General features: G+C 59.4%; 10 protein-coding genes. 9 read left to right on the top strand and 1 reads right to left on the bottom strand.

The window, feature by feature from the left end; translation table 11 throughout:
• The first annotated feature begins 92 nt into the window (after positions 1-92).
• The 8 genes from ACZK29_RS10925 (at position 93) to ACZK29_RS10960 (ending at position 8,920) form a co-directional block, all read left to right on the top strand.
• A complete protein-coding gene (locus ACZK29_RS10925; RefSeq protein ID WP_369332838.1) occupies positions 93-875 on the top strand; it encodes an E2 domain-containing protein in 783 nt (260 codons plus the stop codon).
• The gene (locus ACZK29_RS10930; protein ID WP_474752781.1) at positions 820-1,344 is read left to right on the top strand and encodes a Pycsar system effector family protein; all 525 of its coding nucleotides are present in this window, start codon (positions 820-822) and stop codon (positions 1,342-1,344) included. Before ACZK29_RS10925 ends, ACZK29_RS10930 begins: the two co-directional genes overlap by 56 nt.
• A 916-nt stretch (positions 1,345-2,260) precedes the next feature.
• Positions 2,261-2,500 (top strand): hypothetical protein, encoded by a 240-nt coding sequence (locus ACZK29_RS10935; protein WP_126412177.1) that lies wholly within the window; start codon positions 2,261-2,263, stop codon positions 2,498-2,500.
• A gap of 720 nt (positions 2,501-3,220) precedes the next feature.
• On the top strand, positions 3,221-3,544 hold the full coding sequence (locus tag ACZK29_RS10940; RefSeq protein WP_024956858.1) for a hypothetical protein: 324 nt from the start codon (positions 3,221-3,223) through the stop codon (positions 3,542-3,544).
• A gap of 375 nt (positions 3,545-3,919) precedes the next feature.
• Positions 3,920-4,636, top strand: a complete 717-nt coding sequence (locus tag ACZK29_RS10945) for a hypothetical protein (RefSeq protein ID WP_049401583.1) — start codon at positions 3,920-3,922, stop codon at positions 4,634-4,636.
• Positions 4,629-6,479 carry a hypothetical protein gene (locus ACZK29_RS10950; RefSeq protein ID WP_024956856.1) on the top strand — a complete coding sequence of 617 codons (1,851 nt, stop codon included), beginning with the start codon at positions 4,629-4,631 and terminating at the stop codon, positions 6,477-6,479. Before ACZK29_RS10945 ends, ACZK29_RS10950 begins: the two co-directional genes overlap by 8 nt.
• Positions 6,480-6,501: 22 nt before the next feature.
• Entirely contained in the window at positions 6,502-7,548 is a 1,047-nt protein-coding gene (locus ACZK29_RS10955) for an ATP-binding protein (protein WP_164972404.1), read from the top strand.
• 679 nt (positions 7,549-8,227) lie between these two features.
• Positions 8,228-8,920 (top strand): hypothetical protein, encoded by a 693-nt coding sequence (locus tag ACZK29_RS10960; protein WP_024956854.1) that lies wholly within the window; start codon positions 8,228-8,230, stop codon positions 8,918-8,920.
• 594 nt (positions 8,921-9,514) lie between these two features.
• Here ACZK29_RS10960 and ACZK29_RS10965 read toward each other — a convergent pair.
• Positions 9,515-10,432 carry a DNA-binding protein gene (locus ACZK29_RS10965; RefSeq protein ID WP_478447042.1) on the bottom strand — a complete coding sequence of 306 codons (918 nt, stop codon included), beginning with the start codon at positions 10,430-10,432 and terminating at the stop codon, positions 9,515-9,517.
• A gap of 103 nt (positions 10,433-10,535) precedes the next feature.
• Between ACZK29_RS10965 and ACZK29_RS10970 the strand changes: the two genes are divergently transcribed.
• Positions 10,536-11,615: a site-specific integrase gene (locus ACZK29_RS10970; RefSeq protein WP_478447043.1), complete on the top strand. Its 1,080-nt coding sequence runs from the start codon at positions 10,536-10,538 to the stop codon at positions 11,613-11,615.
• The last annotated feature ends 92 nt before the right edge of the window (positions 11,616-11,707 follow it).

The raw sequence follows: 11,707 nt of genomic DNA on the forward strand, positions 1-11,707 counted from the left end.
CGCCAAGGCCTTTGGAGCTGCTGCAGCGCGTGGCACCGGACTGCGGTGCCACGTTGATCGTAGACCCTGTCGGGGGGCTGGTTGGGATCACAGTGGTTCGGGCCGGCGGAGCCGAGTACGCATTTAGATTGCTCGTCTCCGTTGCAGGCGAGCACGTCTCAGTGCGCGAGATCGCCGACCCCGGCATGCTGCCGGGGTTCTGTCCCGATCGGCATATCAACGGTGACCGTAGCTTCTGCCTCGGCTGGGGAGAAGACAATCCGAGCCGGATCCAAGACGAAGCAGCAGCGAGGCATTGGTGGGCCACGGTCTACCAGTACCTGACCTACCAGATCGGCGCGAACGCCCGCCGGGTCTTTCCTGGAGCGGAGAACGGCCGCGCGCACGGTCGTGCTGCGCAGCATCAGGCCAATGCTGAGCAGGCAGCCGAACGACTGGGTCCGGCATTCAAGGCAGATGTGCTCGCGGGGCAGTTCATGGTCCGCAAGGATTCGCGCCCTCAGAAGCGGAGGCTCGAGCTCTGGCACGGCAAACTACTCCTTGCTCGGGTGTCGACGCGCACTGAAACCTTGGTCGGGAGACCCCCAGTCTGCCCATGTGGCCGCGATCCTGACGGTGCGATCACTGCATGTGGCGACCACGCTGCGGCCCTGGTCACTTTCATCTTGGAACAGCACCGATGTGCGCTGGCCGACACAGCTTTCCTTGAGGATTGTGCGGCTGCAGGAGCGCGCTGCTGCGGAACGCTGGACATCTGCGGTCTTCGATCTGCCATCAAACGAACACAAACCGTATCCCTCAAGACAGAGAACTCACCCCGTGCAAGAACCTCAAAATTCTGGCGGCCACCCGCCAAATCAAAGCGACCGCGTTAGTGCCGCTTGGCAGCAGCTGAATTTGGTCTTGGGCTTCTTCTCCCGTGTAGACACAAAACTCTCGGTCGGCCTGGGTATCAACCTGGGCATGCTTGCCATGATCGCGACGCGGCTGCCGAAACTTGATGAACTAACGGCCCTGATCTCGGTTGTGGGCGTTTTGTTCCTTACACCGCTTACTGTTAGCTTCTGGCACCTGTGGTACGGATATTTTCCGGAACTGCGAGGCGGGTCAAATTCGCTCATCTTCTTTGAACGGGTGTCGAGCATGGCCGAGCACGAGTTCTTGCAGAAGTGCGCGGAGCGTACGCTGATGGAGTTCGAGGAAGACCTCCTGGGTCAATGTTGGCGCAATTCCAAGATTCTCTCGTCAAAATTCAGCTGTTTGAAGTACGCGTACATTGCCACTGTTCTGGCAATCGCCCCATGGATGGCACTCATCGTTGTGCTGCCTCCGCCGGCAAAGTGACACACAAGTGGCTTCTGCTCATCCAGTTGTTGAGCCGGAGCCCCGGGCAGCGCTGACAGGGCCGGGCCTTCCGGCCCAAGTCGGCCCAAGGTGAGAAACGGTGCTGGCTATTGCCGGAGTTTGGCCATCGGCTATCACACGCACGTCGCAGTTAGCTCCCTTTCGGAAGGGGATGCCAGCCTAGACGTGCAGCAAACTCACGACGATAGACGGTGTCAATCTGGGGCGGGGCTCGCCGGACGTACTCTTCTGCGAGCGTCGCAGTTTGCCCTGAGAGGCTTGCGAGGTAGGCAACTGCTTCTTCCACTGATGGGACGCGTTGATTTTCCCCGTTGAACTTCGGTGGCAGCGCCGTCCATAGCACAGTGGTAATCCCGCGAGCAGCGGCCCAGTCAGCGAGCCCAGGAATACTCGCCGGTGCTGGACAGCCATGTGTCCAGACCCCCAAGTGTCGCTCCATGTTCTTTGAGGGAATGGCTTCCCGCTCACGCAAGGCTCGCTTGGCGTCGCCCTCGTCGTCGGTACCAGCCTCAACCCAGAAGGAGGTGACAGCAGACGCGGCCGCATGCATGACCAACGTAAGCCGTCCATTGCCGGATTGCCTTAAAAACTCTACGCAAACCGTTGGCCCGTCTGCCAGCCACTGTCCACGAACCGGTAGACCGTCGGGTTGCCATACCAGCGACCCCCAACCAAGATAGGCAATCATCTTGAGCCTCTACTCGACTGCGACAGCCGTGCCGCCCACCACAAGCGGCTCATTTCGTAATCGGTCGAGCCTTTAGTCTCTGCGCTCACCATCCTGGATGCCTCCTCGTCTCAACAAGACTCTGTATTGATAGCGCTACCGCGCCATCTGCCGCGATGTTGCGCTGCAGGGTCCGACGCCGGGCGAGAAGAAGCGCGAAGACGGAGCATGCTGCTGATTGCGGACTACCCGCAAGAGCGGGTGACGCATGCCTGGGAGATAGTCGAACCCGCTGTCTTCAAGCTCAAGTACGAGGCGGGAGAGAACCTCATGCTGCAGGAGCAAGCGGCGTCGCGACGATGCAATCCGAACACCCCGGCACCCTGTGAAAGGAAGCACGAAATGGCTGAAGTACCAGAACAGCTCTTCGGCAATAAGCTGGATGGGACTATCCTGCCCCACCAGTAGCAGGCAATCGTGCAGTGCACGCCCCAAGGCAAAGCAGTCATGCCGTCTGCCCTGCTCATGGGCGACCCTCAACATCACCACTAGTGCCGCCAGGCTATCCAGAGTGCCCAGCCCGCACAAGCCCTCGGTGATCTCTCGTAACCGACGGTCTCGGCGGACAAACATGCCGGCTCGCAAGCTCGCTCCGCTGAACACTTCCAGTTGCACAGGTGCACTGAGCGACATGAGTATTGATTCTCCACAACCGCCAAGTGCCTCGTGGACATTCAGAGCGGCCCAGACCGGTGAACATAGAACCATGCGGGAGCCGGGATAGCGCGCCTCGGCTGCTGCCTGCGTCGCCTGGGACGGGACGTGTTCCGCATGGGCATATTTCACCCACACATTGGAGTGGCAGCCGGGACGCTCCGGGGATATCGACTGTCCGAGCGCGTATGCGCTGGATAGGCCCATTCGGCTTCGCAAGCATTCAAACCACAATCCGACACTGAGTGATCGCAGGCAGTACGGCACGGCTCGGTTGGCGGGAAGTATGCTCGTGCTTGCACGCATGCGGGCAAGTCGCGCCTCGCCGTAAAAGGGTATCTCTTTGAGCGCCATGGCCGTGCCCCTCCCCATTCACCTTTGATGGGTAACGAAACGCGAGTTTGTTACTCCTTCCACCATTCGTATTAGAGGGGCAGAATCAGGAGGACACAAGCGACGGGGTGTGACCACGCCATGACGGAGCGGACCAACGAATCAATCCTGGCCCCGGAACGCCGTGAGATCGAAAGAGAATTGACCTTTCATTTCGGGCCTCTCATCGGCTATGAAAACTTGCCGCGAGCTCTTGGCTATCGCTCCAGCCACGCGCTCCGCCAAGCAGAGGCACGCGGAACCTTGCCCGTGAAGATATTCAAAGTGCCCGGCCGCCGCGGCAAATTTGCCTTTGCGATGGACATCGCCGACTGGATGGTTGGGCTGAGGGCCGCAATCAGTCCGCCGGCAGTATCTGGCACCCCGCAAGATGAAGCGGCTGCTCTGAAGCCCAACCAGGAATGACGCCCCACAACCCAAACTCAAGGGGCCGGGCTTGTAGCGTTTCAAGAACAGACTCAAGACGTCCCCGAAGATGCGCTCGCCGAGCGCCGAGGAGAGTACCAAGAGCCGGAAACTAACATCTCCGAACCCTGGAAATGACTTGCCCCCGTTGGCGCGGGGGCAAGTGACATCTGTTGGAGCAGATGGTGGTGAAACTCAGCCTGTACCCTGAGGCTCACCCTTTTCCTTGACAAAGTCAAGCGACTTCCCGTTCGCGCGGAGGGGTGCGCCCATTTCCTCCCCATCTCATATGGCGGAGGCGAACCTGAATGGGCACCTTGTTCCAATCTCGAGACCGGGCAGACGTTCGCAAGCCGACGGCTGAGGAGCAGGATGATGACCGCAGGAAAAAGCGCGACCGCCAAACCGACGGACGAAGACCGCCGTGAGGGGCATCTGCCCCATTCCCCTCTCGAGCTAGCACGCGGCAAGCGCGACCGCCGCGAAATCTTTGTATTTCAGTCCCCGAAGAATGGGCGGACCGTAACGGTGGCCGACCTGGTCAACTTTTGCCAGGCGCTGATGCTCGAATTTGACCCCCAGGTGGAGATGTATGTTGAGAGGCCGCGTCGAATCACGGTAGGCGAGAAGCGCGACCTTGAGTTGAGCTTCTGGGTCGGGCGGAGGGATGGCACCCAGCACTACCAGTTTGTAATCCCTACAAAACGGGTGGCTTCACTGAGCGTTGGCTTAGTCAAGCTTCCCGCAGATGACGAGCTCATCCACATGGCCTTGAATCAAGGGCTCGTATTGCGACTTGTCCACGAAAACTCTCTGGCATCTCGCGCCAGCGAGGTCGCTGTTGCCTACGAACTACTTCCGCTTGTCTGGGCCAATGCAAAGATCGCGGGGGCCAGGCAGTTGGAAGTGAGGATTGAGGACATGCTCCAGAACGTTGAGCGCCTCACCATGAGCGCATTACAACTGCAGACGGGCCAGGCCCGGTTCGCAGTGGCTTGCGCAGTGGCAAGCCTCGTCTACACCGGCCGCGTACAACTCGTGGACTATCGCCCAGGGGATCCGGATGCCCTCGTGGAGGTGCGTCATGGCTAGGTACGAAATCTATGATCAGGCGACACTCGACGAGTGGTACTCCCCACATCCGGTTGATATTGCACCAGATCATCTCTCCAAGTTCCGCGTGGCCAAGGAAGCACTCACCGCCTTGCTTCTGGGCCGTTCCACCATCACCGCTATATCCCGGAGATATGGAATCTGCCACAAACGCCTGAAGCGCATGGCAATGAAAGCGCCCACGATAGCCCACGATGGCATGCCGCACGGATTTCGCGTATGCATTCCATGGGGCAGTTACTCGACTGAGCTTTCCTTCGAACCCGCGGAATTGCCGCTGGTTCCAGGAAGATTTGCGTGGCACAAAGTCTCCGAAGCTGTGCCGAGTGTTAAAGCCTTGATCGATGGCTTTGCAACCCATCTGCCGCCGGGCCGCCCTCCAAGCGCGTTCGTAAAATTGCACCAACGAGTCCTTGCGGAGCTGAAGCAGCACAACCTGGAGGACAAATTCCCCCTGAACGATCCTGGCAAGGGGAAGCGCTCGCTGCTTGCTTTGCTCAAGCGGCGGCAGTCGGCAGTAGCCGACGTGGACCTTTATGAACCTCAATCGGCATCGAACGCTCCTGTCGCTTTGGAGCAAGCAGTACGGATGGGCCTGTTCGCCAGAACGGAGTTTGACGCGCACCAAATCGATGTTGAATGCAAGATCTCCATCGATATGCCCAATGGCGCGCGTGTTACGCGCAAAGTGTCACGGCTATGGCTTCTCATCGAAATAGAGACTGAATCCAGGGCGGTAACGGGATGGCTTCTCTGTGTCGGCCAGAGCTATGACAATCTTGATGTAGCGCTCTGCTTGTCCAAGTCAATGGAACCCTGGGCTCCCAGGGACCTGACGATCCCGGACCTCTTCTACGCACCTGGCGCTGGAATGCCCGTCTATCAGGCAGCAACGCCGATAGTCACGCGCTCGGCCGCTGTCGCACTGGACAACTTCCTTGCGCACTCGGCCCATGCACTCGAAGCAGCATTCTGCAGGGCTCGGGGAGGTGTGATGATCTTCGGAAAGTCGCACACACCGCGCTCACGACCCATTGTAGAGCAATTCTTCTCGCGCTTGGAACGTGGTGCGCTGCGTAAGATCCCCGGCGGTTTTGAGCCCGCCAAACGGCTGGGGGAAAACAAGATCAGGATCAGCAACTTCTCTCCGGATGCCCATCCCATCCAGATGCACCTTCTCGAGGAGCTCCTGGACGTCATCATAGCCAACTACAACGCGACGCCTCACTCCGCACTCGGACAGATGACGCCGCTAGCGTATCTCACGAATCGCAAAGAGTCAGCGTTTGCGTTTGCGCCGGAAACCTGTGGCCTGGATGCTGCAGATATGGCTTCGACAATCGTAAGCCTGCCCGTAAAAGGCAACAAGGATAATGGGGAGTTGCCCCATGTCACCTACTTGTATGCGGACTACCGATCCCCTTCCCTTAACGATAAATGGGGACTGATTGGCACCAGGATTCTTGCGCGCGTGAATAGGCGCGATCTTCGTTCAATCGTGCTACTTCAAAGTGCCACCGTGCCATTCGGAGTGGCTACCGCGCGAGCGCCTTGGTCGCGCGCGCCGCATGACGAGAGGACGCGAAGGATCATCTGTCGTTGGTCCAAACAGCGCAGTGATTTCTCAATCGCTGGCGTGGAGTGTGCAATTGAAGCCTTCATAGCGCATCTTCGATCTACTGCAGACACGTCCCAACCCGCAGTCGACCAACTTGCGCGCTTGCAGCAGTTGCACTTCGGCCGTCTGCCCGACATTCGGTCCCAGCCAGCTCACATCCCGGTAAGAGTCCCCCGGGGAGGCAAGGTGAATCTTGATGACTAGATCGGACCTTGCGGAGGCCATCATGGCCGTCCGTCGCCTTGACCCCGACCATCCACTTTTCATTGAGTCTGGCTACCGTATCAACACGAAGCCTGTCGAACGCATGGCGGATTTCGTTCTGTACAACATTCAGCAGGGTCATCATGGATGCTCTCTTTATTCAGAGAGCGGGGTTGGCAAATCCACGGCGCAAGACTATCTAGTCGAAACCGACTGGCGCTGGCTCGTGGAGGACGGACGCCGCGCAGGTGTGGCCAGGGCAATCGTCGCAACCTCAGATGCATGCAGGAGCCCGCTGAGCTTCTGGCACGCGCTTTCACATCAACTGGGAATGCCGCGCTGGTCATCGGCCAGGCCTCACGAGCTGAGGGCACGAGTACACAATCACATGCGCGCCGCGTGTGGGCACGCCGACGTACGCAGGTACGTATTGTTCATCGACAGTGCTCAACGGCTCACCAATCTTGAGTTTCAGTGCTTAGAAGATCTTGATAACTTGATGAGCAAGGACAGGCTTACTCTCTTTTTGGTCTTTGTGTACCAAAGTGACCAGCAGGGCATCGAGCTTGGCGACATGTGGCAGCACCATCCGTCACATGTTGTTCGCCGGTGGTTTCTGGACTCAGCCCCATTTCTTCCTCTTGCGGCGCGAGATGAAGTCAGGCATGCCCTGTCGCGCTACGACGGCGCAGCATGGTGGCCGACAGAGGACATGCCATTTTCTAGATACTTCGCCACCGACGCATTTGATCGCGGATGGCGGCTGGAATCTGAAACGGAGATGATTTGCGATGCTGTGTCCGCCCTCCGGAGGGAGGTGGGACTTCCCGAACATAGTGGCTGGCCGATGTGCTCCTTCACATCGACCGTGCGGAATCTGCTAACGAACGCTTGGTTTCAGCAGAGTTTCGAACGCTTCACTCCATCTGACGTCCGTGCTGCGCTTGTGCATGTCGGGTACCTGCGAACCGAGTTCATTCGCATGCGCGAGAAGATGTCCGACAAGGCAATCGCCATCATTGAGAAGATACAGAATACGGCAAACCAGGTAGGGGGAAGCAATGAATAGCTCTCGCGCCGTAAATCCTTCTACGCCTCGGATTGTCGGCGCAGAGCATGAGTTCTATCCATACATATCGGGCTACGGCGTGCTGCAGCGGATCGTTGCACTGGGCATGCCAACAAGTGAGCAACTCATGATCATGGGGGTGAGGCGTAAGACTGGGCGCTCCATGCTCCGCCCTTTGCTTCTGCCGGGCCGGGTGCAGGATACTTTTGCGTCAGCCATCGAAGTCCGTGACGTCACAACGAAGAATCTATGGAATCCGGCCGCGTGGCTTCCAGTTCAATCACTTCGACTTCTCGCGGGTAGTGAGCTTCCATATATGCGGTGCCCCGCATGCGCACTTCACGGCTACCATTGTTCACTATTTCTCCTTCCTTCCATCTCTGCGTGCCCTTGGCATGGCGAGAAGCTCATCAGCCACTGCGAGGCATGCGGAAGGACGCTGGGCACCAGTTTTGACCACTCCGGTGGTCTCGGGACTTGTACTTGTGGATTTCAGCCAATCGACGCCCACACAGCGCTACTGGACGTCAGGCAATTTCCCGCTCGTGAAGTGTCGCAGTGGGTGGATGACTACCTTCATTGGGCATCACGCCAGCGGGCAGGCCGAGTGATTCACTTCCCCAGTGATGCGCAAAGCTGGCCTTCAGCTCTGGCGCGCCTGATTGATAGAACGACTCCTATGCCGCCCGTCCACCAGGACGATGGCAATGCTCACGTAAGGTATGAGGCTTTCCAGCCATCCGCTGACGATCCGGAGCCAGGGGCGTTCTGGGGCTGGGCAATGATTGGCGGCAACTCGGGCCTCATGTGCGCTCCGCTCCCATTGATGGCCTACGATGCTTTGACGCGGGCCACTGCAGCGGCATGCGCCAGGGTCGGACTTGAAGGCCTATCTGTCCTGAGCTTCCGCTCAACGCACTACGACACCCAAGGACCCACTGAGGTAGAGCGGCACGAGTCGTTCCTAGCTCCCTATGGTGTTTCTGCCAGCGGCGCGACTTGGCTCAATCTCTCGGTTGTCGACCCGATGGTAACGTTAGCGTGCGGCACAGCGCTGGAGCTGGCCGCTGCGGCCTTTGGTATCGCGAACGACAAGCCGGATAGGTCCCCTTCCGTAATCGTCGCTTCGGTATTGGACAGCATTAAGGGAAGATCCGCCTTGGTCGACGCGCTTGTGTGGGTTCTGGCAACCGCTTATGAGGAAGGCTTGGCGTTGACGCTTGCAAGGGTGTTCAAGCTGAATCCGAAGGATGTACTGCCTTCAGGTGGGTATCCGGTCATCGAGCTTCAGGGTTCCGCCCGTTCCTTGAGAGAAGTCCGGGTCGCCTGGGTGACACCTCGAAAAACAGCTAGAATCCAGCAGAAATCCTAAGGCAGGCAGTTCTTAGCAATTTTTGCCATCATTGGGGCAACGGCACTGTCTCGTGCCGGACTGCGAACGGCAGTAGCCTTCATGCGAGTACGCAACACAAGGGGAGGCTTTGCCGCCGCGTGGGCTAATTGGCAATTCTAATGAACCCCCGGCAGTCGTGGGCGTGTTTTATGGGCTTCCGGAACTGTTGGGCGTTATTTATGTACTTCTGGAAATGCCGGGCGTCTTTGGTGAACTTCCGGGAATATCGGGCATCTTTGGTGGACTTCCGGAAATATCGGGCATCTTTGGTGGACGGAAGCTGCCAGGAAGAGGCTAAGCTCACCCCATCCATATCTTCTAAAATCAATGCGTTAGAGGCCGGGCGTTTTCGGTGCGGCAGACATCAGTTTTCTTGGTTCTTGTCCTTTTAGCCGACCCAACTAAAGTTGTTACGCCGCTCAACGTATTAGTGCTACTTCTCAGAAGTTGGCGCCTCCATCAAGTAAGTAGCGCCATTAGTTGGCGTCCACTAGGCTCGACTGCAGTAACCGAGGTGATTCGGCTCGCCCTCTGGAGGCGAGCCTTCCAAGTAAAAGTGCTACTTCAGCGCGCTCATTGCTTCGGCCGCTTGCGTTTCGGCCTAACATCAGCAGCGATGCGAACTTCTTTGGATCGCTTGAATGCAACTTCCAGCTGAGCTGGCAAATCTCGAAGCCCTGAAAGTTGTCCCTCGAGCGCGTCACATCTGCCGCGCAGGATATCGGCAGACTGACTGGCCGTGGCGGCCGCTGCTTGGGCGGTCTGGATATCCTGGCGCAGCTGCTTCTCAAGAGCTCTGTGTTGCTCGGATGCCTTGCTTAGCTGCACCTGGAGTTCTTTCACCTCCTGTCGGGCGCGATCAACATCGCTGAGCGCCCGATTCTCGACAGATCTGGTGTACTCGGCCCAGTCCTCTCGCTCAGATTTCGCCGTTTCTAGCGCCTCATGAAGCCTGGCGTCGAGTTGCTGTCTCGATGCTTCATTTCGATCGGCTCTTCGAAGCTCGACATCCCGCTGCTCTACAAGCTCTGACATCTGCAGACGGAGCTGGTCAACCAATCGCTGTAGCTCTGCAGCTTGCGTAGCGGCAATCCTCTCTCCTGTGAGAGCATCGTCGCGCTCTGAGCGCATTTGCGTCAGCTCGTCAGCTACAAGCCGGGAATTTGCCTCCAGTGCATCACGCCGGGCGGCCAGTGACTGCTCAGCCGCTGCAAGCTCTCGATGGGCGGCCTCCCGGGCATGACTCAACGCTAGCTCCCACCATTGTCCGGCGAGTTCTGCTAACACCGCTGGTGCATCTTCCAGGTCCGGACGCGCTGGCTGCAGGCGCGTGCCAAGTCGCTTCCACCACGTCTCCAGCCAGCGGGTCACGGTGTTCGGCGAGCCTGTCCCCAGGTGAGCCCGGATCCGCTCGACGGTTGGGCGTTCGCCCTTGCCGACCAATTCGTCGGCGGCGCTATGGACGTCAGATTCAGTGATGCCCCGGGCCATGCGAAGTCTCCTCTACTGGCGCCCTACTCTGCTGGTAGCGTACACGCGATAAGTGATGATTATCGCGAGTAGGCGCCTTATGGCATAGCGTACATTACATACTATGAAACGAAATTCCACTCCATCGACCTTGCCAGCGACGGCTACCCACCTGGTCTTGCCCGAGCAACTTGCCCACCAGGCCGCCGAGGCGGTGCGCGAGCTGCTGGCCGAAGCTGCGGCGGCCAACACCACCCGCAGCTACGCTGCCGCCCTGCGCTACTGGGCTGGCTGGCACCAGGGCCGCTACGCGATCGAGCTGGCGCTGCCGGTCAGCGAGGCCGTGGTGATCCAGTTCCTGGTCGACCATATCCAGCGTAGAAGCAAGGCCGAGCTGGTCAGCGAGCTGCCGCCGGCACTGGACCAGGCCCTGGTCGCCGCGGGGCTCAAGGCCAGAATCGGGCCGCTGAAGCTGTCGACCGTGGTCCAGCGCGTGGCCGTGCTATCCACGGCGCACAAGCTCAAGCGCCTGGCCAACCCGTGCGAGCTGCCCAGTGTTCGCGCGCTCCTGAGTCGGGCCCGGCGCGCGGCGGTCAAGCGTGGCGAGCGGCCCGCCAAGAAGACCGCGATCACTAGGGCCGAGCTCGAGGCCATGCTGGCCACCTGCGATGGCAGCCTGGAGGGCCTGCGCGACCGTGCCCTGCTCTGCTTTGGGTTCGCCAGTGGCGGGCGCCGCCGCAGCGAGATCGCCGCTGCCGACATGCGCGACCTGCGCAGGGTCGGCGAGGACGGCTATATCTACCGACTGGAGTACTCGAAGACCCAGCAGGCCGGGGTGAAGGCGGATTCGACGCCGGACAAGCCGATCCTGGGGCGCAGCGCCGAGGCCTTGGCGACATGGCTCGAGGCGGCGGGGGTCCATGAGGGGGCAATCTTTAGGCGCATCTGGAAGGACCGGGTGGGCCCTGCCCTGCTCCCCGGCTCGGTGGCCACGATCGTGAAGCGCCGGGCCCGGCTGGCGGGATTGGAAGGCGACTTTGGGGCGCACAGTTTGCGATCAGGGTTCGTGACCGAGGCCGGTAAGCAAGGCGTCCCACTCCCGGCGGTCATGGCGATGACGGAGCATCGATCCGTCGCGAGTGTGATTGGGTATTTCCAGGCCGGGGCAGCGGAAGACAATCCGGCTGCCCGGCTATTGAAGTGATAACGACCCAGGGGCGGGTGCTGTTCGGCGCGATCCCGAAATGGGCGCCCTGCGGTCTTGCTGTTGGGCCTCCCAGGACAAATGTTCTTCGT

It is taken from the genome of Stenotrophomonas sp. 89682_Sma, assembly GCF_056481405.1.